Below are 25,948 nucleotides of genomic sequence, written 5' to 3' on the forward strand. Positions count from 1 at the left end.
CGGCACGGCTGCGAGGAGGAACGGCAAGATGCGGTTGTAGGAGCCGCCTGCCGCGGGGGGCGGGGGCGCCGGGGGTTCCCCCGGCGCCACCCCGCACGACGCGGACCAGGTCGACGCGGGATGCGACGCCCAGCTTCCGGAAGACCTTGCGCAGGTGGTAGTTGACGGTGTGGGGGGACAGCCCGAGCCGGCGGGCGATCTGCCGGTTGGTGAGCCCTTCGTGCACCAGGCCCGCGATGACGGCCTCCTGGTCGCTCAGATGTCCTCCGTAGGGCGCGGCCGCCGGCCCGTCCGCTCCTGTTCCTCTTCCTCCCGGTTCCGTCAGGAGGGCGGGGCCGGTGGATTCCGGTGCCCCGGAGGCCTGGCCGCGCAAGGCGTCGCGAACGGTTTCGGGCATCCAGCCGGTAATCAGCCGGTGCAACAACTCGTCGCGGAACGTGAGCCGTCCGGCATTGTTCTCCAGAACTCCGGCCGCGACCACTTCGTCCAGGGTCGGCAACAACGCCGTGGGCGGCTCGTTCAGGACCCGGGCGACTTTATCGAAGGAGACTTCATTTCCCAGCGCGGCCGCGACCCTGACCATCTGACGGAACTCCGGTGAATATCCCATGAGGGAACTCTCGACCCGTTCCACCAGTCGCCGGGGCAGCCGGTCGGTCACCAGCCGGGCCCGGTATCCGTCGACGGCGATGCTGCCTTCCTCCAGCATTCCCTGGGTGAGTTCCAGCAGCCGGCGCGGATGCCCGCCGGCCCGGCCCAGGATCCGGGCCAGCCCGGCGTCGGGCGGTGCGCCGAGGGCGTCGCCGGCGAGCGCCATCGCCGCGCCGGGGCGCAGGGGGCCCAGTTTGATCCGCTCGGTGCCCGCGGTGGGGCTGAGCAGCATGCCCTCCAGGGGCGGGGCCCCTGCGGACGGGCGGCGGGCGAGGATCCACACCCGCGCCGGGCCCTGGGGCCCGGCCTCGTGGGCGATGAGGGTCCGCACGTCCTCGTGGTCCAGGTGGTGGGCGTTGTCGACCGCCACGGCATAGGGATGGCGGGGGTTGTCGGGGTCCCGTTGCGGCAGTACCCCGGCCGTGTGCGAGCCGTCGGCGGATTTGGCGCGAATCCGCAGCCCGAACCCTTCGGCAATGAGCATGGACTCGCGCAGCAACCGGGATTTCCCGCAGCCCGGCGGTCCTTCGATCGTGATCAGTGTGCAGCGCCCGGCCATGACATGCCCGATGAGTGACGTCAGCCGATCGACTTCGGCTTCCCGTCCACGCAGCGGAGCATCGGGCACGGCTCCCAGCATCTGATTCCCTCCTTCCGCCCGCGCCGGTCAAGCACGCGTCAAGACGGCCGCCGCCGTTCCGATACGCCGATGCCGGCACCGCGACGATTCAGTGTGCAACCAGTTTGCGGGGAGGACGTTCTCACCGGCCGGGACGGGCTCGATATCAAGCCGTTCGCTTTCCGGCAGGTTTCAGAACTCGGCGCCCGTTTCCGCCGGTTGCACCACTCGTTTTCCGGCGCCGTCCCGGAGGGCTGTCGGCGCGGGGCGCCCGGCCCTCGGCCGTCCTCACCCGGCGTCGGCGGCGGGCGGCGGGAGCCGCCGGTCCCGGAGGTCGGCGACGGCGACCGCCGCCAGGGCCGCGAGCACCACGGCGACCAGCACGAATCCGGTGTCGTAGCCCGCGTACTGGGCGACGAGGCCGACGCAGAAACCGCCGAGGCCGAGGCCCGCGTCGAAGGCGAGATTCCACTGCGTGCTGCCGACGCTGGAGTCGCCGGCGCGCTGGAGGGCCAGGACCAGGGTCGCGTTCTGGAGGGCGCCGAACCCGATGCCGAAGACCACCATGAGCACCAGCAGCGCGCCGGTGTGCCGGGTGGCGACGCCGCCGAGCACGCCGAGGGCGGCGAGCAGGGTCGCGGGCGGCAGCAGTACGCGGTGGCCGTGGCGGTCGCCGAGGCGGCCCGACGCCCAGCGGCTGGCGGCGGCGGACAGCTGGAGGCAGAGCAGCGCCAGCGGGGTGAGCCAGACGGGGTCGCGGGGCGCGGCGGGCGGCAGGAAGGTCACGACGGTGCCGGACGCCATGGTGCCCGCCGTCAGCAGGACGAGCGGGCGCAGGATCGCCGGGCGGGCGAGGCCCGCGACGACCCGGGCGCGGCCGGGCGGCGCCGGGCGGGGCGCGGAGACGGCCAGGGCCGCGAGAAGGCCGCAGGCCGGTGCCAGGGCTCCGGCGACGAACAGCGGTGCGTAGCCGAACTGGTGGGCGAGCAGCACTCCGAAGGGCGTGCCGACGGCCCCGCCCAGCCCGGTGGCCAGTCCGTACCAACCGGTGGCCGTGCCGCGGCGGCCGGGGGGCGCCAGTTCGGCCACGGCCGCGCTGCCGGCGACCACGAACATCCCGAAGCCGACGCCGCGCGGCACGGCGCAGACCAGGGTCACCGGGAGACTGTCGGTGGCGAGCGGCACAGCGGCCGGGGCGCCGAGGAGGACCATGGCGGCCAGCAGCACGGTCCGGTGGCCGACGGCGGCGATGACGCGGGGCATCGCGGGCTGCACGGCGACCGTGGCGCCCATCAGCAGTCCGGTGACCACTCCGCCGGCGGCCCGCCGGCCGCTGCTCTCGGCGGCGAACTCGGGCACGGTCGCCAGCAGCAGGTAGAAGCCCGTGAAGCCGCTGAAGGTGCACAGCAGCACCGCCGTCATGGACCGGCCGAACATTTCCGACGGCGTGTCACGGGCGAGGAGCGCGGGGGGCTGTTTCACGACAATGATCTCAGCCGTCCGAAAGCCTCGCGAACAGTGGACGGATCTCCATGGATGCGGCATTCGACTGTGTGATCGTCCAGTTGGCGGGGCGGGGTCCGGACGGGGCGGTCCGGGCCGGTGGCCTGATTCCCGCCGCCGGTGGCCGCGGACGGTGGACAGGGGCATCGTCTCCTGTGTTGTGTCCGACGGGTGACCGCCCCCCTGGACCCCCCGCAGAACCACCCGCACGAACAGCCGCCCCCGCCGGGGCAGGACCCCCACGCCATGCTGCGCGTCCGCGACCTGCTCGGCGTTCCCGGGCTCGGCCTGGAGGCCGTGCCGGGCACCGGGGACACGGACCGCGCGGTCCGCTGGGCCCATGTGACCGAGCTGCCCGACCCCGGACCCTACGCCGGGCCGGACGAGCTGGTGCTCACCAACGGGCTCTGGCTCGGCCGGCAGGAGTGTGCCGCGTATGTCCACCGCCTGACCGAATCCGGCGCCGCCGGGCTGGTCTTCGGGCTGCGGACGGACATGCCCGCCGTGCCGGACGACCTCGTCGCGGCCTGCCGGGCGGCCGGGCTGCCGCTGCTGCGGCTGCCCGTCGAGGTGCCGTTCACCGCCGTCACCCAGGCCGTGGCGACCGCCCAGGCCGAGCAGCGGCAGCGGCATCTGCTGGACGCCCTGCGGCACAGCAACGCGCTGACCCGCGCGGTCTCCGCGGGCGACGGTCTGCGGGGTGTGCTGGCGGTGCTCGCCGGGCCCGCCCGGACCCCGGTCGCGCTGGTGGACGGGCTCGGCACCGTCCTCGACGCCGTGGGCCGGCCGCCCGCGGAGCAGGACGTGCGGGCGGTCGCGGACCGGCTGGGGCCGGACGGCGAGGAGTACGCGGAGTACCCGCTGCGGCTGGCCTCGGGCGCCGACGCCACGGTGATCCCGGTGCGCGGCGTCGCCGGTTTCGACCTCGCCGTCGTCTACGGCCGTCCGGTGGCGGAGCTGGGCGCGGCCGGGCGGCTGGTCCTGGAGCAGGGCGTCCGCTTCCTGACGGTGGAGCTGGCGCACCGTCAGGCGCTGCGGGCGATCGAGATGCGCTTCGCCGGGGAGATCCTCGACATGGTGCAGAGCGGGCCGCACCGCTCCGGTGAACTGGTGGCCCGGCTGCGGTCGTTCGGCGTCAACCCGGACAGCGCGCTGGCCGTGTTCTCCGTCATCGTCCCCGACTCCCCCGGCCGTGCCGCGTGGCCGCTGCCCGACACGGCGGCCGTCACCGACCACTTCGTCGCGCGGGGCCTGGCGTCCGTGGCGGCGAGCAGCGGGCAGGACGTGGTGGCGATCGTCAGCCTGCCCGCCGCCGACACGGACCCGGCACGGCTGGCGGAGGGGCTGGCGGCGGCCCTGGGGCCCGCGTCCCCCGCACCCGGGCCGCGCATCGGCGTCGGCCGGGTCGCCGCCGGGCACCAGGAGCTGCGGCGCGGACTGCTCCAGGCGCGGGAGGCCTCCCGGGTGGCACGGTCGCGGCGGCGGGGCCCGCGCGTGGTGTCGTTCGCGGACGTGGGCTCCTACCGGCTCGTCCTGGCCCTGGTGGACCCGCAGACCCGCCGGGACTTCGCGGACGCGGTGCTGGGGCCGGCGATCGCGTACGACGCCACGCACAACAGCGAACTGCTGCGCAGTCTGGACGCGTTCCTGGGCTCGGGCATGAAGTGGGGGCAGGCGGCGGCCTCGCTGCACATCCACGTCAACACCCTGCGCAACCGGCTGGCGAAACTGGAGGCCCTCACGGGCCGGGACGTGGGGTGCGCGGAGGACCTGGCCGATCTGTTCCTGGCGCTGCGGGTGCGCGACGAGGAGAGCTGACCCGCCGGCCGCCGGGGCTACGCTGGGCCGCGTTGATCATGTTGATGATTCCGTCAGCCCGCCCCAGCGCCGAGGAGCAGCCGTCATGACCGTCCCGCTCGACCTGGACTTCTTCCGCCGCTTCCTCGACCGCGCCACCCGGGTCGTCGTCGCCGAGGCCCGGCACCTGACCGACCTCGACGCCGCGATCGGCGACGCCGACCACGGGGTCAACCTCAAACGCGGCTTCACCTCGGCCGCCGGGGCCGTCGCCGCCGAGCCGCCCGCCACGCCGGGCGCCCTGCTGACCGCCGTCGGCGCGCACCTGACCAACACCGTCGGCGGCGCGGCCGGGCCGCTGTACGGGACGGTCCTGCGCCGGATGGGCAAGGTGCTGGGCGAGGACGCGGTCGTCGCGCCCGAGACGCTGGGCCGGGCGCTGGCGGCCGCGGTGGCGAGCGTACGGCGGCTCGGCGACTCCGCGCCCGGCGACAAGACGATGGTCGACGCGCTCCAGCCCGCCGCCGACGCCTACGCCGGGGCCCTGGCAAGCGGCGATGCGACGGCCGCGCTGGAGGCGGCCGCGCGGGCCGCCCGCGAGGGGGCGGAGGCGACGGTCCCGATGCGCGCGCGGCGCGGGCGGGCCAGCTATCTGGGCGAGCGCAGCGTGGGCCACCAGGACCCGGGGGCGACGTCCTCCGCGCTGTTGGTCACCGCGCTGTTCGAGGCCACCGACCCGGAGCTGTGCGCCGCTCCCCCGGCGGCGGAGGCGGCGGGGGACGAGCCGGAGGCGGCGGCCGCGGAGCGGCGGCCCGGCCGGGTCGGCGTGGTGCTGGTCTCGCACAGCAAGGCCGTGGCCGAGTCGACGGCCGCCCTCGCCCGGGCCCTGTTCGGCGCGGGCGTCCCGGCGCCGGCGGCCCCCGCCGGCGGGCTGCCGGACGGCGGTGTGGGCACCAGCGCGGAGCTGGTGCGCCGGGCGGTGGCCCGGGTGGACGAGGGCGCCGGCGTCGTCGTGCTGTGCGACATGGGCAGCGCGGTCCTCACCGTCAAGGAGCTCCTGGACGCCGGGGAGCTCGGGGACACGCGCATCGCCGACGCCCCGTTCGTCGAGGGGGCGGTGGCCGCCGTGGTGACGGCCTCGGCGGGCGGCGACCTCGCGGCGGTCCTGGCCGCGACGGACGACGCGCGGACGTACCGCAAGCTCTGACCGGAGCGCCGATCGGCGACACGGTGGCGGGCGACGGGCATTCGCGGCGAAAGTCTGGAAATGTCTACGTGTCCCGCTCCCACCCCGCGCGGAGGTACAAGCCGCGGTGTCGCGCAGACTGCTGCCGTTCGCACTGGTCCTGGCCTATCTCGTGGCCGTCGTGGTCATCGACCTCAGAACGCCGGCCTATCTGCGGCTCGACGTCTACGCGGCGCTGGCCCCGGTGACGGCCGCCGCGGTCTGCACCTACCGGCAGACGGTGTTCGTCGGGCTCGTCGACTTCTTCCTGATGGTGGCCCACCACGGGGTGCTGACCGGCGAGTCCTCACCCGTCAACCGCGTCGGGTCGGTGCTGGGCAACATCCTCATCGTGGGCGCCGCCATCACCGTCGCCCGGCTGCGGCGCAACGGCGACGCCCTGCTGGAGCGGGTCCGGGCCACCGGCGAGGCCGCCCAGCGGGCCCTGCTGCGGCCGCTGCCGCTGCGCACCCACAGCGTGGTCGTCGACGGCTTCTACGTCTCCTCGCAGCGGGACGCGCTGGTCGGCGGCGACATCTACGAGGTCGTCGACACCCCGTACGGCACCCGGGTGCTCATCGGGGACGTCCGGGGCAAGGGGCTCGGCACGCTGGGGGCGGGGGCGGCGGTGCTGACCGCGTTCCGGGAGGCGGCGTACCACCTGCGGGACCTGGGCAGCGGGGTCGCGGCGATGGAGCAGGGCCTGACCCGCTACCACCGCTCGGCGGAGTACCAGGCGCGCACGGTGGACACCCACGCGGCGGAGGAGTTCGTCACGGCGCTGGTCATGGGCACCGAGGAGGACCCGGCCGCGCGGGACGGGGCGCCCGGCGAGGTGCCGGTGGTGTTCGTCGACTGCGGCCACCCGGCACCCTTCCTGATCGGCGCCGACGGCGGGGTGCGCGAGCTGCGTCCGGCGGAGCCCGGGCTGCCGCTGGGGCTGGGCGAGCTGGTGGACGTGCCCAGGTCCCGGCAGCAGGTCACGCTGCCCCCGGACTGCCGGGTGCTCGTCTGCACCGACGGGGTGACCGAGGCGCGCGGCCGGGACGGCGGCTTCTACCCGCTGGCCGAGCGGCTGGACGCGTGGGCCGCCCTGCCCACCCCCGAACTGCTGGGGCGGCTGCGCGCCGACCTCGCCGCGCACACGGGCGGCCGGCTCCAGGACGACGTGGCGGTGCTGGTGGTGGAGCGGGCCCCCGGGCACGACCCGGGTGCCACCGGGGGCCCGTGAGCGCGGACGGCCCTTCGGCAATGAAGGGGGCGCTCAGCGGAGGAGGCTCAGCAGCGGAAGAGCTCGAACGCCACGCCCGGCCGGCCGCCGAACCGCTCGGCGACGGCCGCCATGGTGCCCGTCAGGAACGTCCGGCAGTAGTTCTCCGGCTCCTCCTCGGTGAGCGCCGCGATATAGGTGCGGTGACAGAGCAGGGACCGCACGGCCCGTTCGAAACCGGCGCCCGCGTCGACGGCGTGGGTGGGATGCGGGGAGCCGGCTACGGCCACGTAGCGCACGCCGTTCCAGGGCGGCAGGTCGTCCTCGACCAGGTCGGGGAAGATCCAGCGGTTGCCCGCGTCGGCCACGGCGTCCAGCGCGGCCCGGCCCACGGCCCGGTGGTCGGGGGTGTTCCAGTACCCGCCGGGCCAGGTGTCGTGGTGGTTGAGGGTCAGCACCAGCTCCGGGCGGTGGCGGCGGATCGCGGCGGCGAACTCCCTGCGCAGCGGGAGGCCGTATTCGATGACGCCGTCGGTGTGGCCCAGGAACTCCACACCCGTGCCCCCCACGGCCGCCGCGCTCGCCCGCTGCTCCGCCTCGCGCAGGGGCGCGGCCTCGCCGGGTCCGAGGGTGTCGATGCCCGCCTCCCCGAAGGAGGCCAGCAGATAGGCGCACGAGCGGCCTTCGTCGGTCCAGGCGGCGACGGCGGCCGAGGCGCCGTACTCCAGGTCGTCGGGGTGGGCGACGATCGCCAGGGCGCGGGTCCAGTCGGTGGGCATCTCGGCGAGGGGGACGCTCATGACGGCAGCGTAGGCCGGTGGCGCCGTTCCTTTTCACTCTTCCTCGCGACACGCGGGAACCAGGTGGACGCGCGGTCCGACTATCTGGTCCGGGTCCGCTGCAATGGCCCCGGTGAATGTCGAGCTTTGTGGAGAGTTACTGATGCGCCCTCGTGCGTGGTGCGGTGTGCTGGCCGCTGTGGCCCTGTCGGCGACGGCCTGTGGCGGCGGTGGCGGTGAGGCGGAGAAGACCGACGGCGCCGGGGCGGCCGCCCCGGCGCGGGCCGGCTTCCCCGTGACCGTCTCCGACTGCATGGGGGCGAGGACGACGTTCGACACGGCGCCCAAGAAGATCGTCACCAGCAACGCCGCCGGCCTGGAGCTGCTGATGTGGCTGGGCGCGGGCGACAAGGTCGCCGGTACGGGCTTCCCGCCCGGCAAGGGCGCGCTGCCCGGGCAGTACGGCGAGGCCGGGGCGAAGGTGCCGGTGCTGGGCAAGAGCGTGATCCCCAAGGAGAAGCTGCTCGGCTCGGGCGCCGACCTCTATGTGGACGCGTTCTCCTCCATGAAGAACATGGGCAAGATGGGCGACGCCCCCACGGCCGAGGAGTTCAAGGCCGCGGGCATCAAGCACGTCTTCCTGAAGTCCACGGCCTGCGCCTCCATGGCCAAGGCCGCCCGCACGGACCTCTCCGGTGTCGAGGCCGACATCGAGGAGCTCGGCAAGGTGACGGGCACCTCGGCCCGCGCGACCGAGCTGGTGACGGGGATGCGCAAGAAGACCGCCGAGGTCCGGGACGCCCTGAAGGACGTACCGGCCGACAAGCGGCCCACCTACTTCCTCTTCGACTACGACGCGGGCACCAAGCAGCCCATGGCCGTGTGCAACCGCCAGGTGGCCAACGCCGTGATCGGCATGGCGGGCGGGCGGAACGTCTTCGCCGACTGCGACGGCGACTTCAAGCCCGTCGGCTGGGAGGACGTCGTGGCCAAGGACCCGGACTGGATCCAGCTGGCCGTCCGCAACCGCGGCAGCGAGGAGGCCAACGCCAAGGCCTTCGACGAGGCCGCCGAGTTCCTGAGGACCTTCCCCGCGACGGCCGGCCTCAAGGCCGTCAAGGAGGGGCACTTCGTGCGGATCAACTCCGAGCGCACCACCATCGGCGGGGTCCGCAGCGCGGACACCGTGCGGGAGATCGCCCACACCCTCCACCCGGACCGGGTCAAGTAGATGACGGCGCTCGCCGCCGCCGGCACGGCGGAGGAGGCGGAGGAGGCGGAGGAGGCGGAGCCGGGCGTCCGCGTCATGGGCGCCGGCTGGGTCTGCGCCGCCCTGGCCGTCGCCCTGGTGGCGGCGCTCGCCGCGTCCGTGTGCCTGGGCTCGACCCGGGTGCCGCTCGACCAGGTGTGGTCGGCGGTGGTGCGCGGGATCAGCGGGCAGGAGCCCGCGCCCGGCACCCAGGACCTGATCGTCTGGCGGCTGCGGGTGCCGCGCGCGCTGCTGGCGGCCGTGGTGGGCGCGGGCCTGGGCCTGGTCGGCACGGCCGTCCAGGCCCTGGTCCGCAACCCCCTGGCGGACCCCTACCTGCTGGGCATCTCCAGCGGCGCGTCCCTGGGCGCGGTCGGCGCGCTCGTCCTGGGGGCGAGCGCGGGCGGGGCGCTGGGCATCGGGCTGTCCTCGGCGGCGTTCGCCGGGGCGCTCGCCTCGTTCGCGCTGGTGTGGGCCTTCGCCCGGCGCGGGGGCGGCTTCCGGCCGCTGCGCCTGGTGCTGGCGGGGGTGGGCATCGGGCAGTTCCTGTCCGGCTTCACCCACTACCTGGTGCTCCAGGCGGGCGACGAACAGCGCACGCACGGAGCGCTGTTCTGGCTGATGGGCTCCCTCGGCGGCGCCCAGTGGGCCACCCTCGCGCTGCCCGCGGCCGCCGTCGTGGCGGCCACGGCGGTACTGCTGGCCCGGGCGCGGGCCCTCAACGCGATGCTGATGGGCGACGAGACGGCCGCGAGCCTGGGCGTCGACGTCACCCGGCTGCGGCGCGAGCTGTTCGTGGCCACGAGCCTGCTGACGGGCGTGCTGGTGTCGGTGTCCGGGGCGATCGGCTTCGTGGGGCTGATGGTCCCCCATGCCTGCCGGATGCTCGTGGGCGGCGACCACCGCCGGCTGCTGCCGGTGACCGCGCTGTTCGGCGCCGTGCTGCTGACGGTCGTCGACCTGGTGGCCCGTACCGCCCTGCCCGACCAGGAGCTGCCGGTGGGCGTGGTCACCTCCCTGATCGGCGCGCCGACCCTGCTGTATCTGCTGGACCGACGTCTGGAGCGGCCGTGAGGATCTCCGTCGAGGGCCTGGAGGTGCGGCTGTCCGGGCGGACGGTGGTCTCCGGGGTCGACCTGCTCGCCGCCGAGGGCGAGATCGCGGGCCTCGTGGGCCCCAACGGCAGCGGCAAGTCCACCGTGCTGCGTACCGTCTACCGGCATCTGCGCCCGCACGCGGGCCGGGTGCTGGTCGGCGATACGGACATCCGGGAGCTGTCGGCCGTCGCCTCCGCCCGCCGGGTGGCGGCACTGCCGCAGGAGCGGGGCACGGACTTCGAGCTGTCGGTCCGCGAGGTCGTCGCCATGGGCCGTACCCCCTACAAGCGGGCCTTCGCGGGCGAGGACGCCGCCGACCGGGACGTGGTGGCCGAGGCCCTGGCCCACGTGGGCATGGCCCACGCGGCGCGGCGCCGCTTCTCCGCGCTGTCCGGCGGCGAACGTCAGCGGGTCCTGCTGGCCCGGGCGCTGGCGCAGGCCCCCGAGGTGCTGGTGCTCGACGAGCCGACCAATCACCTGGACGTCCGCCACCAGGTGGAGCTGCTGACGCTGTTGCGCGCCCAGCGCCGTACGACCCTCCTCGCCCTCCACGACCTCAACGCGGCGGCCTCGGTCTGCGACCGCCTCCACGTCCTCCACGACGGAGCGGTGGTCGCCTCGGGGACCCCGCGCGAGGTGCTCACCGCGGAGTTGCTGGCGGAGGTGTTCGGCGTACGGGCGGCGGTGGTGGAACACCCGCTGACGGGCGACCCGCTGATCGCGTTCGACCACCGGGCGCCGGCGGGGGCCGCGGTGCCGACGGCCAGGTGAAAGGCCCCGGGTCCGAGCTGACGGTGGTCGGCCCGGACCCGGTTCGCCTGAGGGCTACGGAGCCTTGGGAGTCATGTCACGGCACGATCGTCCAGCGCTGACGAGCGTCGTCGTTGCAGTTCTCGATCGTCACGTAGGCCGCCTCACGCGAGGACGGCACCAGGCACAGGTGCGCCCTCTCGTTGCGGAAGCGGAGGGTTCCGTCGCCGTACGTCTCCACCTGCCAGCGGTGGCCGGCGCCGTCCTCCCTGGCGCCGCGGTCGGTGCAGCTGTGCACCAAGGTGCGCTCACCGGCCCCGGGCTGGTGGGGGTCGATGAGGTCGACGCACTGTCCGCCGGCGCCGAGCCCCTTGAGCCGGACGAGGTTGTCGCCCCGGCCGGCGTACTCGATGTCCCACCGCTGGGTGGTGGCGTTGTCGGCGCGGCTGGTGCTCAGCGGGGTGCCGTCGCGGTCGGACCGGCCGAAGGTGTCCAGGTAGAGGCCGTTCCACGCGCGCAGCCGGACCCGCTTGTCACCGGGCTCCCACTCCCGCGCGTCCACCGCGCGGGAGTTGTCCCACCACTGCTGGGCGGGGCTGTCGCCGCACGGGAGGGCACCGACCGGCTCTTCGTTGCCCGCACCGGTCAGGCACAGGTCCGGATGGACCGAGTTGTGCCAGCGCAGCGGACCGCCGGGGGCACCCGGATCGTCGGGGTGCCACTGGGCGAGGGGCGACTCGCACGACAGCACGATGACGGAGAGCGGGAAGAACGGGTTGAGGCCGGGGCACAGCCGGTCGGCGGCGCGGCCCGCGAGAGCGCCCTGGGCGCCGGACGCGGCCGCGGGGCTGCCGCCGGCGGCGAAGCGGTACCAGTGCCCGCGCACGGTGCCCACACGGAACCGCTGACGGAGGTTGTACCGGTCCAGGCTGGTGGTCACCTGGTTCCCGGCGGTGTTCGGGGCGTCCAGGACCAACCCGGTCCGCTCGTTCTCGAGGGCCACGGAGAAGTTGTGCAACGGGCGGTCGGGCGCGGCCGGTACGGGGGTCGGAGCCGGTTCGAACTGGACGGGATAGTGGTCCGAGCCGCGTGCCGCGGGAATGTCCGCGTTGAACCGGGGGGTGCCGCGCGTGATCGCGTAGTCGAGTTCGCCGCCCCGCTGGTGGGTGGGGCGGTGCGGCCGGGCCAGTTGTTCGTTGCCCCTCAGGCGCAGGCTCCGCTCCCTGGCCTCCCGGTCGGAGCGGTTGACGATGTCGAGGTTGAAGTCGCCGACCATGACCCAGTTCTCGCCGGGCCGGGCGGCGTTGCGGATCCCCGTGAGCAGGTAGGGGACGTCCGCGCCGCGCGCGTGGACGTTGTAGTAGACGGTGTTGCCGATCCGTACGCCGAGGGCGCGGCGGTAGCGGTACTCGTTGCGGGGCTCGTCCCGGTTGTACAGCGGGTTCTCGATGACGCGGACCTCGGCCGCGGGGACCTGGGTGACCACCGCCAGGTTGACCCGGCCGCCCTGCCAGCGGTCCCGTCCCGTGGTGCTGTCGCGCTGCGGGTCGGTCTGGAGGTAGTACACGTGCCGGCGGTTGTGGTCGTAGTCCCACTGCGTGTGGCCCACATGGTCCGGCAGGCCCGCCGGGAACGGGTGGAGGATGGGGATCGACTCACCGGTGTCCCGGGCGTGGCTCGGCTCGGGGGGCGGTCCGTTGCCGACCTCCTGGAGGGCGACGACCGGGTGATGCAGCGTCAGCGGTCCGACCTCGCCGCTCCAGCGTATCCCGTGGTCGGAGCCCTGCATGTTGTAGCTGGCGAACGGCAGGCTGCCGTCGGAGGCCGGGCTCGCCCGCCGGTCGTCCGCCCGCGCCGTGTAGCCGCCCTGCCCCGGGCCGGCTCCGGCCAGCAGCCCGGCCGCCAGCAGCGCGGAGGTGAGGGCCGCGGTCAGCCGCGATCCGCGGCGGGTCTTGGGGCGGGGCGGCGGTAACGGTAATCGCATCGTGGTCTCCCTTGCGGAGCGATCGGGTCGCGGGTATGAACAACCGCGGACTCGATCCCTTCACTATTGGCAGGCCCACGTCAAGAGCCCCTTACACGCCACACGCCCCACCGGGGGGGGCGGGCGTTCCGGCCATACGCCGGCCCGTCAGTAGTACCGAGGACCGGAGTCGGTGGCCCGCACGGGCTGCGGGAAGCCCGACGGCTTCTTCCCCTTGTCGACCACCTCGCAGGCGTACTTGGACTGGGTGTTCAGGGGCGCCAGCACGGCCTTGGGGATGTCGTTGCACAGGGCGTAATCGATGTAGCCGCGGTAATTGCCGTAGAGCAGCCGGGCGACGCCGTCGCGGGTGAGGATGCCCTGGCTCGGGGTCGCCTTGAAGTTCACATAATTCTTCGAGAAGGCGGACTTCTCGCCGATGCTCACCTTCCACTCCACTTCCAGGCCCTCGTAAGTGGTCTTGCAGGTCACCTGGGTGCCGCTCGTCGTGCTCACGTCCTGGGGACACTCGGCGGTGATCTTTCCTGGCGCGCCGGCCATGTCCTGGGTCTTCTTGCGCAGCTCGTACGCGAGGTTCTCGCCGACCGGGGCGTCGGCGGCCGGGGACGGCTGCGCCTTCTCGTCGGGCACGGCCGGCGGATTCTCCAGCCTTTGCGACATCGGGGTGGCCGACGGCTTGGGCTTGGCGCCGCCGCTGTCCTTGCTGGACTTCTCGCCCCCGCATCCCACGGCGAGCAGACACACGGAACCGGCTATGAACACTGACACGATCTTCGATCTCACGACCGACACCTTAACCAGTGCCTTACCCGCGTCGTCGCGCCGTTACCGCCGGTGCCGTCGCCCTGGCGGCCTCCGCCTTCGCGGGAGTCGTCACCACGACCCCGGCGCAGGCCTCCGCTCCTCTACTCCCCCGCCGCAGCCACGAAGTGACCGGCCCGCCCGTCCCGCAGGACGACCCGTCCCAGCCGCTCGGCCTCCTCCCGCCGCACCAGCCGCGCCGTACCGTCCGGCATCCGCAGCACCGTCGTATGCCACGGCGTGGCCCACGCGTCATCCGCGTCCAGCAACCGGATCCCGAACTTGGCGGATCCGGGTCGCTGCGGATGAATGGACAGCCGCACGGACCGGGGGAAGTGATCGGCGATGAGATCGCCCCACGCACGGCTGCGGGCGATCACCCCGTACGCCCGCACGCGGCACTCCCGCTGCAACGCCGACCGGCTGCCGTCGAAGTCCGCCGTGTCCTCCACCAGGAACCGGGTGATGCCCCGGTAGAGCCTGGCCGTCTCCTCGTCCGTACGCGTCAGGGCGCGCAGCGAGTCGAGCGACGGCGCGTACGACTCGACGACGAGGCGGCGCTTCTCGTCGTGCGGCAGATCGCCGTGGACCTGCCGCAGGTCGAAGGTGTCGAGGTGGGCGAGGCCCTCCCGCTGGATGAGGGCGCGCAGTTCGTCCCCGTAGGCGTCGATGTGTTCGTCGGGCACATGGATGAGGTCACCGAAGATGTGCCCGTCCGAGCAGATGACCAGGCGCGCGCCCGGCGCGTAGATCTCGCCGATGCGGTCGCAGAGCCGGTCGAGGAAGGCCAGCGAGAGCCGCTCGCCCTCGTCGGGCAGGTGACCGAGGACCTTGGCCGGGTTGGGGGACTTGCAGGGGAATCCGGGGAGCGTGAGGACCATCGGCTCGCCCGTGTCGGTGAACTCGCGTATCTGGGCGAGCTGTTCCGGGTGGTCGGCGGGGTCCGGGGAGGACGCGCCGGTGGTGCGGTGGAAGGGCAGGAGCAGCCGGAGGATCCGGGCTTCGAGGGAGGTCGCGGCCGCGAGGGCTGTGGGGGTCATGGCGGGTATCACGTGCGGGGCCACTTCAGGTCGCGGGGGCATATGGGCGCGTCAGGGGTCTCAGGCCCCTCGGGCGTACCGGCCGTGTCGGTCACGTCGAAGGCGACGGGCAGTGCGGCCGTGCCCCGGCCGAGGACGGCGGGGATCCACTCGAGCTCGTCGTCGGGCACGGCGAGCCGCAGCCCGGGCAGCCGGGCGATCAGCGTGCCGAGGGCGACCTGGAGTTCGATACGGGCCAGGGCGGCGCCCGGGCAGAAGTGGGTGCCGTGGCCGAAGGCCAGGTGCGGGCCCTGCGGCCGGTCCAGGTCGAGGGCGTCGGGGCCGGGGAAGCGCTCGGGGTCGCGGTTGGCGGCGCAGAGGGAGACGATCACGGAGTCGCCGGCGGGGACGCGCCTGCCGTGCAGTTCGGCGTCCTCGGCGAGGAAGCGCCAGGTGGTGAGCTCGAAGGCGCTGTCGAGGCGCAGCAGTTCCTCGACGGCGCGCGGCATGAGGCCGGGTTCGGCGCGGAGCCGTTCCAGGGCCTCCGGATGGCGCGTCAGGGCCACCAGGGCGGTGGTGATCTGATTGGTGACCGGCTCCTGACCGGCCACGAGCAGCTGGAAGATCATGGAGTCGAGCTCTTCCGGGCTCAGCTCGCCCTCATCGCGGGCGGTGACGAGCCGGGAGAGCAGACCGTCGCCGGGGTGCTCGCGCCGGTCGGCGACGACCTCGGCGATGTACTCCTGGAGGCCGCGCAGCAGTGCCTCGTAGGCCGGTCGGCCGGGGTCCGTGGGGCCGACGGGCGCGACGACCTTGCCCCACTCGCGGCGGAAGCGGGCGGCGAGGTGCGGGGGCAGGCCGATGACCTCGGCGAGGACCTGGAAGGGGAAACGGGCGGCGAAGCAGCGCACGAGGTCGATGCCCTGGCCGTCGGCCGGCATCTCGTCGACGAGCGCGTCGGCCATCTCCTGGAAACGCGGCCGCAGCGCCTCCACGCGCCGTGGCGCGAAAGCATCGGTGATCAGACGGCGCATGGCGGTGTGCTTCGGCACGTCCTGGTGGAGGAGGTGGACCTGGAGCTGGGAGTGCTGCGGCTCGGGCATGATCGAGGCGCGGGCGCGCCAGCCGTCGTTGCCGAGGGCGTGGTTCTTGCCCAGCCGGGGGTCGGCGAGGGTCCGCTGCGCGGCGGCGTGCCCGGTGACCAGCCAGGCGGTGACCCCACTGGGGAAGAGCACCCGGTGGATGGGGCCGGCCTCACGCATCCGTGCGTACAGCGGGTACGGATCGCGCTTGTACTCGGGGCCGTAGAGGGGCACGGGATCGGGCAGCGGCACGGTGGGAGTCTCCTCGCGAAGTGATGGTCCCTTGAGGAGTCGTACCGTTCCGGGGGTGAGTTCCCGGCCATTTCGGCGAGGGGCGCGCCGGGCTCGGGGAGGGGTCCCCGATCTCCGGGTAGTCGGCCGCGGGGGCCCGCTGGTTCCCGGCCGGGAAAGGGACAATCCTCACGCGCCGGGAAGTGGCCGAAGCGCCCGGACGGCGGACCGTGCCGTGTCACGATGCGGCGATGACCGCACGTCTGGCACGCCCTCCGCTCCGCCCTTACGCCACCCTGGCCGGCTTCGTCCTGCTGCTGGCCGTTCTCTTCGGCGTCTCCTACGCGGCCGGTTCGGCCGCCGGCCCCGTAGCGCCCGGCCTCCACCGCGTGGGCGGCGCGACTCCGGGATCCGGCTCCGGTAGCGGAACCGACGGGAACATGGGCGGTATGCCCGGGATGGGTCACTGATGGGTACGACCACGACTACGACCACGGGTGCCACCGGTGCCACGGACGCCGCCGTCGTCACCGAGCTGATCGTCGGCGGGATGACGTGCGCCGCGTGCGTGGCCCGCATCGAGAAGAAGCTCGGCCGGCTGGAGGGCGTGAGCGCCACCGTCAACCTGGCCACCTGCCGGGCACGCGTCAGTCACCCCGCCGCCGTGCCGGTGGCGGAGCTGATCGCGGTGGTGGAGGGCGCGGGCTTCACGGCCGCGCTGCCGGAGCCGGAGAAGCCGGCGACGGACGCCGACGACGCCGGCGAGAACGGCCGGCCGGACGGCCCCGCCGTCACCCGCCTCCTCATCACCGCCCTGCTGTCGGTGCCGGTCCTGGTGCTCTCCATGGTCCCCGCCCTTCAGTTCGACAACTGGCAGTGGCTGTGCTTCGTCCTGGCCTCGCCGGTCGCGGTGTGGGGCTCCTGGCCGTTCCACGAACGGGCGCTGCGCGGGCTGCGGCACGCGGCCGCCACCATGGACACCCTGGTCTCGCTCGGCGTCCTGGCCTCCTACGGCTGGTCCGCGTACGCGCTCTTCCTCGGCGGCGCCGGGCGGCCCGGGATGCGGATGCCGTTCACTCTGGTGCCCTCGATGACGGGAGGTGCGGCGGACGTCTACCTGGAAGCGGTGGTCGGCGTACCGCTGTTCGTGCTGACGGGCCGGCTGCTGGAGGCCCGGGCCCGGCGCGGCACGGGCTCGGCGCTGCGCGCGCTGGCGTCGCTCGCGGCGAAGGACGCGGTCGTCCGGGACGCGGACGGCACGGAACGGCGCGTTCCCATCGCCCGGTTGCGGGTGGGCGACGTGTTCGTCGTACGCCCCGGGGAGCGCGTCGCCACCGACGGTGTGGTGGTCGCGGGCAGCTCGGCGCTGGACCTGTCGCTGGTGACGGGCGAGAGCGCGCCCGTCGAGGCCGGTCCCGGCACGGCCGTGGTCGGCGGCGCGGTCAACTCCGGCGGACTGCTGGAGGTACGGGCCGAGGCCGTCGGCGCGGACACCCAGCTGGCCCGGATCGCCAAGCTGGTGGAGGAGGCGCAGGCGGGCAAGGCCCGGGTGCAGCGCGTCGCGGACGCGGTCGCGGGCGTCTTCGTCCCGGCGGTGCTGGCCGTCGCCGTCACGGTCCTCGGCTTCTGGCTGGGCGCGGGCGCCGCCCCGCAGGCGGCGGTCACGGCGGCGGTCGCCGTGCTCGTGGTGGCCTGCCCCTGCGCCCTGGGCCTCGCCACCCCCACCGCGCTGCTGGCCGCCACGGGCCGGGGCGCGGGCCTGGGCATCCTGGTCAGCGGCCCGCAGGCGCTGGAGGGCCTGCGCCGGGTGGACACGGTGGTCCTCGACAAGACGGGCACGCTGACGACCGGTTCGATGACGGTCACGGAGGTCACGGGCGACGCGGAGGCCCTGCGCCTGGCCGCGGCGGCGGAGTCGGGCTCGGAACACCCGGTGGGGCGCGCGATCCACGCCCATGTGCGGGAGACGACGGCGCGGGACGCGGCGTTGCCGCGGGCGACGGACTTCACGGCGACGGCGGGAGTCGGCGTACGAGCGGTGGTGGAGGGCCGCGTGGTGGAGGTGACGCGGCCGGACGGGGCCGCTCCCGGCCGGGGCGCGGCCCAAGCCGCCCTCCCCACCCCTCTCCCCACCCCCCTCGCCGACGCCCTGGCCCGCGCCGAGCGCCACGGCCACACCGCCGTCCTCGCCCGCGTCGACGGTGAGCCCCGAGCCGTGATCGCCCTGGGCGACACCGTCCGCGCCGGCAGCTACCGCGCCGTCGACCACCTCAAGCGCCTCGGCCTGCGCCCCGTGCTGGCCACCGGCGACGGCGCGGCGGCCGCCCACGCCGTGGCCGACGAGCTGGGCATCGCCGAGGTCCATGCCCGGGCCACCCCCGAGGACAAGGCGGAGCTCGTCCGTACGCTCCGCGAGCGCGGCCACCGGGTCGCGGTCATCGGCGACGGGGTCAACGACACCGCCGCCCTGGCCGGCGCCGACCTCGGCATCGCCATGGGCGGCGGCACGGACGCCGCCATCGGGGCGGCCGACGTGACGCTCGTCCGCGAGGACATGGGTGCGCTGGCCGACGCCATCCGGCTGGCCCGCCGCACCTCCGTCACCGTTCGGTCCAATCTCCTCTGGGCCTTCGGCTACAACATGGTCACCGTGCCGCTCGCCGCGGTCGGGCTGCTCAGCCCGATGGTCGCGGCGGCGGCGATGTCCGTCAGCTCGCTGCTGGTCGTGGGCAACAGCCTGCGGCTGCGCGGCTGGCAGCCGCGCCCCGGGCGCACCACTGCGAACAAGCGGAGGACGCTCCGATGACTGATCCGATGAAGGAGATGAACGAAACGAAGGACTCCCTGCTCCGCACCGCGCGAGCGGCCCTCGTCCCGGTCGCGGCCTGCGCCGTGGCCCTCGGCGGGCTGACCGCCTGGACGGCCTCCGGCGCGGCGGGCCGCCCCGCCTCCGTGACGGTGGAGGGCGGCCAGGTCTTCCAGCCCTTCGGCATCGAGAGCACGGCGGCGATGTTCCGCCTGCGCAACACCGGCGACGAGGACGACGAGCTCATCGGCGTCGACGTTCCCTCAGCGGGCGGCGCGATGCTGAGCCGTACGGTCGTGAAGAACGGCGCGGGCAAGATGAAGATGATCGCGTCCACGACCGTCCCGGCCCGCGGCACGGTGGAGATGTCCCCGCACGAGCTGGACGTCATGGTCTACCGGCCGCCCCTGGTGCGCGTGGGCGAGCGGCTCCCGTTCGTCTTCCGCTTCCGGAAGAGCGGCGTCGTACGGGTGGACGCGGTGGTCGTCCGCCCCGGCAACAGGCCACTCACACAGCACTGAACCGCCGGAACGAACAAAAACGAGTGAGGGGCTGCGGTGCCACCCGGCACCGCAGCCCCTCACTCCGTCAATCGATCACCCGGCGAGCGCCGGCACCCGTTCCGGCACCCGCGCCGGAACCCGTTCCGGCATCGGCGCCGGAACCCGTACCGCCGCGGCTCCCCGCTCGGCCGCGTCCAGCTGCACGATCAGCGCCTCGCGCGCCCGCGCCACGCGCGAGCGGACCGTGCCGACGGGGCAGCCCGCGACGACCGCGGCCTCCGCGTAGGGCAGGCCCAGCAGCTGTGTCAGGACGAACGCCTCGCGGCGTTCGTACGGCAGCCGGTCGAGGAGCTGTGAGAGGGCGACGCCCTCGTCGAAGCCTGGCAGCTCCGCGGACTGGGTGCGCTCCGCCGCCGACTGCCAGTCGTCGGTGTCCGACAGCCGGGGCCGCGCCGCCTGGAAGCGGATCCGGTCCACGACCGTGCGGCGGGCGATGGACAGCAGCCAGGTACGGGCCGACGAGCGGCCCTCGAAGCGCGGCAGCGAGCGCAGGGCGCGCAGGAACGTCTCCTGGACGAGGTCGTCGGCGCCCTGCGGGTCATTGCTGAGCCGTGCCACGTACCGGCGGACATCGGTCTGTGTGGCACGGATGAATCGTTCCACCGCGTCGGCGTCGCCGCCGCGCGCCGCCAGTGCCCAGGCGGTCACGGACTCGTCGTCACGCATGGCGGCCCCCGGTGCTCGCGGCAGGGCCCGTGCCGGGGACGATGGCGGGGTGCACTGCGTCGACGTCCGTACCGCCATATCCGCCCGCGCCGACGGCGAGGAACTGCCGCCGGAGGTGTCCGGCGCGGCGCTCGACGCGCATCTTCCGGTCTGTGCCGAGTGCCGCGACTGGGAGAAACGGGTACGCCGGCTCAAGGTGCTCACGGCGGGTCTGGGGCTCGTGTGACGGGTGTGTCCCGTACGAGCGGACCGCCGGTGTGAGGGCAGGGGTCATCGCCCTGGGTCCTTCCTGGAATCCGGGCGACCGGTCGCACGGCGTGGCGTCGCTCGTGGTGACGAGGACGGCGGCCGTGGACGGGCGGGCCCGGTGAGGTGATTCGGCCCGGTCGGTCACCGCCGCGAGCCCGGAAAAGGAAGGGCTCAGACGACGGCGACGACGGGTCCGGGCGGACCGCGCGTGGCGAGGACATGGGCGTAGAGCAGCTGACGGAGCCGCTGCGCGGCGCGCCCGAAACCGGCCCGGACGCGGGGCGGCCGGGGCCGCGCCGGTACGTCGCGGAAGAGGAGGACCAGCGGGCCGCGCAGCCGCGCGGTGATGGTCCGGCCGAGCCGGAAGGCAGCCTGTTCGCCGCCGGAGAGCCAGAGGCCGCAGATGAGGGCGACGAGGACGTGGGCGGACCACATGCCGAGGGCGCCGTGCCCGGCGTGCATGGACATGGACATCCCGTCCATGCCGCCACCCATGCCGTGGTCCATGGGCATGGGCATCGACGGCATCGACGTGGACGCGGTGAAGCCACCGCAGACGACGTCGGACGCGGTGGCGGACGTAGCCGGAGCACTCGCCCCCGCCGCGCGGTCGGCGACGCTCTGCGCGACCGTGAAGAAGGAGTGCAGCCCCGTCTGCGCGCCCACCGTGGCGAGCGTGATCAGCAGGGGACCGCGTTCGCGGCCGGCCAGGAACCAGGCGCAGCCGCCCGTAGTCGTCAAGGCGACGGCTATCGCCCACCACGGGACGGTGGTGCCGGACATCACGGCGTGGCCCAGGGCAGCGAGCAGCACACAGACCGCTGCGAACACACCGGCTCGCAGCGCACGCGGGACCTGTCCGGTCTGCTGCCCTGCTCTCATGACGGAGACATCGTTGCACCCGCCCGGCGCGGGCCGATAGCGGGGGGCGCGCTGACGCCCGTACGACCCCCCGCTCGGGCGCACGGCTCCGACCCGTACCGTCCGCCCGGCGGTACGGGTCGGCGGGCCGCCAGGCTCGGGGGGAATGACCGGCGGCACCGGTCCCGTCGCGCCAGTGGGACTCGCGTTCTCGAGTCAACCGCGAGGAAGGCCCGGGCGGGAGCGTGTGCGAGGGGGTGGGCGCGGGTGCGCCGCGCACACCCCGTGTGAAATGCCGGCTTCCGCGAGGCTTCCGCGCGCGGCGTCCCGGGCTACCGACCGCCGGCCGGTGTCCCCGCCGAAGTCCCGCCACCCGCCTTGTCACGCTCGGGCAGCCAGGCGGCGCTGTCCTTGTCCCCGAAACGGCTGCCGATCGCGCCCTTGATCACGGAGAGCGCGGCGGGGAGCGCGGCGACGGCCGCGGCCTTGAGCGCGGAGATGCTGGTGAGGTCGAATCCGTCGGCGATGATGATGCCGAGGAAGGTGGTCACGTAGGCGGCGAGGGTTCGCTCGGCTATGTCGAGAAATACCTTACGGTTCACTGTGTTTCCGTTTCGGGAGTTCCTGATGTACGCGCGGAGGCACTGACGGGTGCCAGCGTCACCACTGTGACGTGTCCACCGCAACTCTCCGCTGTCCGTGTCCTACCCGCCGACCCGTCGGCACAGCCCTCTTCCGCTCGGCGTTCGCCGCGCACCCGCCCGGCGGTATGGTCACGGAGGCGGCCGACCTCCGGGAGGGTCCACGTGGTCAACCCCTGGCTCGCGATGGCGTCCGGCGCCGACCCCGCCGAGCGGAGCCGGACGATGGGCGGCGCGCACTCGGCGTTCGTCTCGGACGGGGTGGTGAGCCCCCGGGTCCGCGCGGTCGTCGCGGATTCGTGGCGGCGCTCGGCGGCCGTGCTGCCCGGTCCGGAGTTCATGGCTCCGGTGGAGCTGACCGACGACGAGCTGGAACGCCACCGGCGCGCGCACCCGCTGGCGCGCGTGATGCCGCTCCTGCGCGAACTGCTCGGCACCATCGCGGACGACGGCGCCCACCTGCTCGCGGTCTGCGACGCGGCGGGCCGGATGCTGTGGGTGGAGGGACACGCGGGGGTGCGGAGGGGCGCCGAGCGGATGAACTTCGTACCGGGCGCCCGCTGGGACGAGCGCCACGCCGGCACCAACGCGCCGGGCACGGCCCTCGCCCTGGACCACGCCGTGCAGATCTTCGCCACCGAGCACTACAACCGTCTGGTCCAGCCGTGGACGTGCGCCGCGGCCCCCATCCACGACCCGGTGACCGGACGACTGCTGGGCGCGGTGGACATCACCGGTGGCGACCACCTGGCCGGCCCGCACAGCCTGGCCCTGGTCCAGGCGACGGCCCGCGCGGCGGAGGCCCAACTGGCGTCCAGCCCTGCCGGAGGGCAGCCCGCATTGTCGGTCCTGGGCCGGGACGAGGCCCTGCTGGTAACGGCCGGGCGCCGATTACGCCTGAGCAGACGGCACAGCGAGATCCTGGCCCTGCTGGCGGCCCACCCGGCGGGCCTGACGGGCGACCAGCTCTCGCTGGCCCTGTACGGGGAACGCCCGGTGCCACCGGTGACCCTGCGCGCGGAACTGTCCCGACTGCGCCGACTGGTGGGCGCGCTGCTGCACTCGCGCCCGTACCGGCTGAGCGTCCCCGTGGAGACGGACGCGGCAGAAGTGGAACGAACGCTGACGGCGGGCGACCTGTGCGCCGCGCTACGGGCTTACGCCGGCCCGCTGCTCCCTTCGTCCGAGGCTCCGGGGATACAGCGGCTGCGCCGCCTCCTGGAGGACAGACTGCGCAGGGCGGTGCTGGGCGGAGGCGACGCGGGGGCGCTCCAGCTGTGGGCGGACAGCGCGTGGGGCGAGGAGGACCTGGAGGTGTGGGAGCGCCTGCTGGCCACGCTCCCCGAGGGCGCGGCGCACCGGGGCCCGGTGGCGGAGCGGGCGGGACGACTGCGGGCAACGTTCGTGCAACGGGACCGGGACTAGCGTCGCGTGACGCGCAGGACGTGCAGAACGTGCACGCGAGGCGCACCCCGAACCACCCCGGAACGCACGACGAACCCACCCACCCGAAGGGCCGCCATGACCCGCTACGCCACCCCTGGTTCCCCGGACGCGATCGTCACCTACCGCCCACGGTACGACCACTGGATCGGCGGCGAGTACGTACCGCCCAAGCAGGGCGGGTACTTCGAGAACCCGTCCCCGGTCGACGGCCGCCCCTTCACGGAGATCGCGCGGGGCACGGCCGAGGACGTGGAACGCGCCCTGGACGCCGCCCACGCCGCGGCCCCGGCATGGGGCCGCACCTCCCCGGCGGAACGCGCCCTCGTCCTGAACCTCATAGCGGACCGCATGGAGCGGAACCTCGAAATCCTGGCCGTCGCCGAGACGTGGGACAACGGAAAACCGGTCCGCGAGACCCTGGCCGCCGATATCCCCCTGGCCATCGACCACTTCCGCTATTTCGCGGGCGCGATACGGGCCCAGGAGGGCAGCCTCTCCGAACTCGACGAGGACTCCGTCGCCTACCACTTCCACGAGCCGCTGGGCGTGGTCGCCCAGATCATCCCCTGGAACTTCCCGATCCTGATGGCCGCCTGGAAGCTGGCCCCGGCACTGGCGGCGGGCAACGCGGTCGTCCTCAAGCCGGCGGAGCAGACCCCGGCGTCGATCCACGTCTGGCTGGACCTGGTGGCGGACCTGCTCCCGCCGGGGGTGGTCAACATCGTCAACGGCTTCGGCGTGGAAGCGGGCAAGCCCCTGGCCTCCAGCCCTCGCGTAGCCAAGATCGCCTTCACCGGCGAAACGACGACAGGCCGCCTGATCATGCAGTACGCCTCGGAGAACCTGAAGCCGGTCACCCTCGAACTGGGCGGCAAGAGCCCTAACATCTTCTTCGACGACGTCTCCGCCGCGGACGACGACTTCCTCGACAAGGCCCTCGAGGGCTTCACGATGTTCGCCCTCAACCAGGGCGAGGTCTGCACCTGCCCCTCCCGCGCCCTCGTCCAGCGCGGCCACTACGCCACGTTCCTGGAAGCGGCCAAGGCCCGCACCGAGGCGATCGTCCCCGGCCACCCCCTGGACACCGACACCATGATCGGCGCCCAGGCCTCCAACGACCAGCTGGAGAAGATCCTCTCCTACCTCGACATCGGCAAGCAGGAAGGCGCCCGCATCCTGACGGGCGGCGCCCGGGCCGACCTGGGCGGCGAACTCGCGGGCGGCTACTACGTCCAGCCCACCATCCTCGAGGGCCACAACCGCATGCGCGTCTTCCAGGAGGAGATCTTCGGCCCGGTCGTCGCCGTCACGTCCTTCACCGACTTCGACGACGCCATGTCCCTCGCCAACGACACCCTCTACGGCCTGGGCGCCGGCGTCTGGACCCGCAACGGCACCACCGCCTACCGCGCCGGCCGCACCATCCAGGCCGGCCGCGTCTGGACCAACTGCTACCACACCTACCCGGCCCACGCCGCCTTCGGCGGCTACAAGCAGTCGGGGATCGGGAGGGAGGGGCACCGGATGATGCTGGAGCACTACCAGCAGACGAAGAATCTTCTGGTGAGCTACTCGCCGAAGAAGCTCGGCTTCTTCTAGGAGGTATGGAAACGGCCTCTGACCTTGTTCCTTATCGTCGGCCATCACGCAGAGCGACGATAAGGAACAAGTTCATCGCTGTCAGACGACGACGATGGTCGTGTTGCCCCAGCCCCAACTCCCAGCGAGTTGGCCGCCCCAGGCGCCAGCCCTGAGGTGTACTTTCCGGTCACGGGCCAAACGACCGCTCCCAAGGACAGAGACGGCGCTGCCGCGGTAGTCCGCGGGGCAAGGGTCCTCGATCCATTTCCAGGATTCACGGCTGCTGCCGTACTCCAGGCCCATGTACTGACTGGGGCCGAACTTGTGCCGGCATTGGCCCTGCAGTGTCCCTGTGATCGTGTAGCGGTTACTGCCGTCGCTCGTGACGGTCACGTCAGCCCAGACGGCGTAACTGTTTTCGGTGGCAGAGGAGCTGTATCGCACGGTGGCTTTGGCTGTGGCTGCGGAAGCGGGGGCAGACGCAACCCCCCATGCCACGGCCAACGCCGTAACCGCGCAGGTCGCCACACGCGGCCACGCACGGCCGGGCCTGCCGCTGGAGCTGGTCCGAGTCGTCGTTGTCGTAGCGCATACCTGCCGCACCATTGCTGCCTCCCTGTTCAGTCGTATGCCTGCTGCTGGAGCGGGTGTGAAGGGCTCGGTCCTGCCGCAGTCGGCGTCCGGTGGCGACCGGATCGCTGGCTTAGGCCGTGGCGCCCGGTCAGAGTGCCCCGCCGGGGCCGTCGATGAGAGCACCCAGCTCAGGGCTTAGATCGCTCACCACCTGGCCGGCCCCGGGCAGCTCATTACTGACGACATGCGTCAGATCGGAAAGCCCCAGGTCTCCGGGATCCGCGTACGCCGACCCGGCTGGAGCCAGGATCAGCAGGACACACGCTGAGGTCAGCAGACCGAAACGCTTGAACACGGCACCTCCACAGGCTCATTGCCCCAGATCCGCCCATGCGCTGGGGCCGGTACGAGACTGTCCCTCAATGCCGCTTTTACGCTAAGAGCCAGAGCAGCTACACCAAGAGGTGAAGACCGGAACTGGTGTCCGCGCCGGCCACAATGCCCTCTTCGGCACCCCCGGGAGAGAGGCTAAGCACTCGCGGCGGTACTGGGGGGCGACCCCCAC

General features: G+C 73.5%; 23 protein-coding genes and 1 pseudogene. 13 read left to right on the plus strand and 11 right to left on the minus strand.

Annotated features, from left to right (window positions below; genetic code table 11):
* On the minus strand, nt 1-1,291 hold a 1,291-nt coding region (locus tag AB0E98_RS27695), incomplete at its 3' end, for a LuxR family transcriptional regulator (RefSeq protein ID WP_361707682.1).
* Between the two features lie 267 nt (nt 1,292-1,558).
* Nucleotides 1,559-2,752 carry an MFS transporter gene (locus AB0E98_RS27700; RefSeq protein ID WP_361707685.1) on the minus strand — a complete coding sequence of 398 codons (1,194 nt, stop codon included), beginning with the start codon at nt 2,750-2,752 and terminating at the stop codon, nt 1,559-1,561.
* Nucleotides 2,753-2,944: 192 nt separating this feature from the next.
* Between AB0E98_RS27700 and AB0E98_RS27705 the strand changes: the two genes are divergently transcribed.
* From AB0E98_RS27705 to AB0E98_RS27720, 4 genes and pseudogenes are all read left to right on the plus strand, one after another.
* Nucleotides 2,945-4,591, plus strand: a complete 1,647-nt coding sequence (locus AB0E98_RS27705) for a PucR family transcriptional regulator ligand-binding domain-containing protein (RefSeq protein ID WP_361707688.1) — start codon at nt 2,945-2,947, stop codon at nt 4,589-4,591.
* 85 nt (nt 4,592-4,676) lie between these two features.
* Nucleotides 4,677-5,297, plus strand: a pseudogene (dhaL, locus tag AB0E98_RS27710) (dihydroxyacetone kinase subunit DhaL); the annotation flags it as partial.
* Between the two features lie 102 nt (nt 5,298-5,399).
* On the plus strand, nt 5,400-5,777 hold the full coding sequence (locus tag AB0E98_RS27715) for a PTS fructose transporter subunit IIA (protein ID WP_361707959.1): 378 nt from the start codon (nt 5,400-5,402) through the stop codon (nt 5,775-5,777).
* 106 nt (nt 5,778-5,883) lie between these two features.
* Nucleotides 5,884-7,026: a PP2C family protein-serine/threonine phosphatase gene (locus AB0E98_RS27720; RefSeq protein ID WP_361707691.1), complete on the plus strand. Its 1,143-nt coding sequence runs from the start codon at nt 5,884-5,886 to the stop codon at nt 7,024-7,026.
* Nucleotides 7,027-7,073: 47 nt separating this feature from the next.
* Here AB0E98_RS27720 and AB0E98_RS27725 read toward each other — a convergent pair whose 3' ends face one another.
* A complete protein-coding gene (locus AB0E98_RS27725) occupies nt 7,074-7,805 on the minus strand; it encodes a PIG-L deacetylase family protein (RefSeq protein ID WP_361707694.1) in 732 nt (243 codons plus the stop codon).
* Between the two features lie 142 nt (nt 7,806-7,947).
* On the opposite strand from AB0E98_RS27725, the gene AB0E98_RS27730 reads away from it, so the two are divergent.
* From AB0E98_RS27730 to AB0E98_RS27740, 3 genes are all read left to right on the plus strand, one after another.
* Nucleotides 7,948-9,015 carry an ABC transporter substrate-binding protein gene (locus AB0E98_RS27730; protein ID WP_361707695.1) on the plus strand — a complete coding sequence of 356 codons (1,068 nt, stop codon included), beginning with the start codon at nt 7,948-7,950 and terminating at the stop codon, nt 9,013-9,015.
* 75 nt (nt 9,016-9,090) lie between these two features.
* On the plus strand, nt 9,091-10,107 hold the full coding sequence (locus AB0E98_RS27735; protein WP_361707961.1) for an iron ABC transporter permease: 1,017 nt from the start codon (nt 9,091-9,093) through the stop codon (nt 10,105-10,107).
* Nucleotides 10,104-10,901 carry an ABC transporter ATP-binding protein gene (locus AB0E98_RS27740; RefSeq protein WP_361707698.1) on the plus strand — a complete coding sequence of 266 codons (798 nt, stop codon included), beginning with the start codon at nt 10,104-10,106 and terminating at the stop codon, nt 10,899-10,901. The genes AB0E98_RS27735 and AB0E98_RS27740 overlap by 4 nt, the downstream gene beginning before the upstream one ends.
* Before the next feature lie 76 nt (nt 10,902-10,977).
* Here AB0E98_RS27740 and AB0E98_RS27745 read toward each other — a convergent pair whose 3' ends face one another.
* From AB0E98_RS27745 to AB0E98_RS27760, 4 genes are all read right to left on the minus strand, one after another.
* Nucleotides 10,978-12,864 carry an endonuclease/exonuclease/phosphatase family protein gene (locus tag AB0E98_RS27745; RefSeq protein WP_361707701.1) on the minus strand — a complete coding sequence of 629 codons (1,887 nt, stop codon included), beginning with the start codon at nt 12,862-12,864 and terminating at the stop codon, nt 10,978-10,980.
* 147 nt (nt 12,865-13,011) lie between these two features.
* Nucleotides 13,012-13,647, minus strand: coding sequence for a hypothetical protein (locus AB0E98_RS27750; protein WP_361707704.1), 636 nt, complete (start codon nt 13,645-13,647; stop codon nt 13,012-13,014).
* A gap of 122 nt (nt 13,648-13,769) precedes the next feature.
* The gene (locus AB0E98_RS27755) at nt 13,770-14,705 is read right to left on the minus strand and encodes an isocyanide synthase family protein (RefSeq protein ID WP_361707707.1); all 936 of its coding nucleotides are present in this window, start codon (nt 14,703-14,705) and stop codon (nt 13,770-13,772) included.
* 8 nt (nt 14,706-14,713) lie between these two features.
* Nucleotides 14,714-16,018: a cytochrome P450 gene (locus AB0E98_RS27760; RefSeq protein WP_361707709.1), complete on the minus strand. Its 1,305-nt coding sequence runs from the start codon at nt 16,016-16,018 to the stop codon at nt 14,714-14,716.
* A 230-nt stretch (nt 16,019-16,248) separates the two neighbouring features.
* Between AB0E98_RS27760 and AB0E98_RS27765 the strand changes: the two genes are divergently transcribed.
* The 3 genes from AB0E98_RS27765 to AB0E98_RS27775 are packed head-to-tail and all read left to right on the plus strand — an operon-like array spanning nt 16,249 to nt 19,324.
* The gene (locus AB0E98_RS27765) at nt 16,249-16,467 is read left to right on the plus strand and encodes a hypothetical protein (protein ID WP_361707710.1); all 219 of its coding nucleotides are present in this window, start codon (nt 16,249-16,251) and stop codon (nt 16,465-16,467) included.
* Nucleotides 16,467-18,803 (plus strand): heavy metal translocating P-type ATPase, encoded by a 2,337-nt coding sequence (locus tag AB0E98_RS27770; protein WP_361707713.1) that lies wholly within the window; start codon nt 16,467-16,469, stop codon nt 18,801-18,803. Before AB0E98_RS27765 ends, AB0E98_RS27770 begins: the two co-directional genes overlap by 1 nt.
* A complete protein-coding gene (locus AB0E98_RS27775) occupies nt 18,800-19,324 on the plus strand; it encodes a copper chaperone PCu(A)C (protein WP_361707715.1) in 525 nt (174 codons plus the stop codon). Before AB0E98_RS27770 ends, AB0E98_RS27775 begins: the two co-directional genes overlap by 4 nt.
* A gap of 75 nt (nt 19,325-19,399) precedes the next feature.
* Here the strand turns inward: AB0E98_RS27775 and AB0E98_RS27780 are convergent, their stop codons facing one another.
* On the minus strand, nt 19,400-20,032 hold the full coding sequence (locus AB0E98_RS27780; protein WP_361707717.1) for a sigma-70 family RNA polymerase sigma factor: 633 nt from the start codon (nt 20,030-20,032) through the stop codon (nt 19,400-19,402).
* Between the two features lie 49 nt (nt 20,033-20,081).
* Between AB0E98_RS27780 and AB0E98_RS27785 the strand changes: the two genes are divergently transcribed.
* A complete protein-coding gene (locus AB0E98_RS27785) occupies nt 20,082-20,258 on the plus strand; it encodes a zf-HC2 domain-containing protein (RefSeq protein WP_361707720.1) in 177 nt (58 codons plus the stop codon).
* A gap of 194 nt (nt 20,259-20,452) precedes the next feature.
* Here AB0E98_RS27785 and AB0E98_RS27790 read toward each other — a convergent pair whose 3' ends face one another.
* Together AB0E98_RS27790 and AB0E98_RS27795 are read right to left on the minus strand one after the other, a co-directional pair.
* On the minus strand, nt 20,453-21,163 hold the full coding sequence (locus AB0E98_RS27790; protein WP_361707723.1) for a hypothetical protein: 711 nt from the start codon (nt 21,161-21,163) through the stop codon (nt 20,453-20,455).
* Between the two features lie 311 nt (nt 21,164-21,474).
* Nucleotides 21,475-21,744 (minus strand): holin, encoded by a 270-nt coding sequence (locus AB0E98_RS27795; protein ID WP_361707725.1) that lies wholly within the window; start codon nt 21,742-21,744, stop codon nt 21,475-21,477.
* A 204-nt stretch (nt 21,745-21,948) separates the two neighbouring features.
* Here AB0E98_RS27795 and AB0E98_RS27800 point away from each other — a divergent pair, with 204 nt between their 5' ends.
* Together AB0E98_RS27800 and AB0E98_RS27805 are read left to right on the plus strand one after the other, a co-directional pair.
* On the plus strand, nt 21,949-23,208 hold the full coding sequence (locus AB0E98_RS27800) for a GAF domain-containing protein (RefSeq protein ID WP_361707728.1): 1,260 nt from the start codon (nt 21,949-21,951) through the stop codon (nt 23,206-23,208).
* Nucleotides 23,209-23,304: 96 nt separating this feature from the next.
* Complete coding sequence (locus AB0E98_RS27805) at nt 23,305-24,828, plus strand: aldehyde dehydrogenase family protein (RefSeq protein WP_361707731.1); 1,524 nt, start codon at nt 23,305-23,307, stop codon at nt 24,826-24,828.
* Nucleotides 24,829-25,531: 703 nt separating this feature from the next.
* Here AB0E98_RS27805 and AB0E98_RS27810 read toward each other — a convergent pair.
* A complete protein-coding gene (locus AB0E98_RS27810) occupies nt 25,532-25,738 on the minus strand; it encodes a hypothetical protein (RefSeq protein WP_361707733.1) in 207 nt (68 codons plus the stop codon).
* Nucleotides 25,739-25,948 lie beyond the last annotated feature (210 nt).

This window comes from Streptomyces sp. NPDC037389 (assembly GCF_040636475.1).
GTDB lineage: Bacteria > Actinomycetota > Actinomycetes > Streptomycetales > Streptomycetaceae > Streptomyces > Streptomyces hesseae.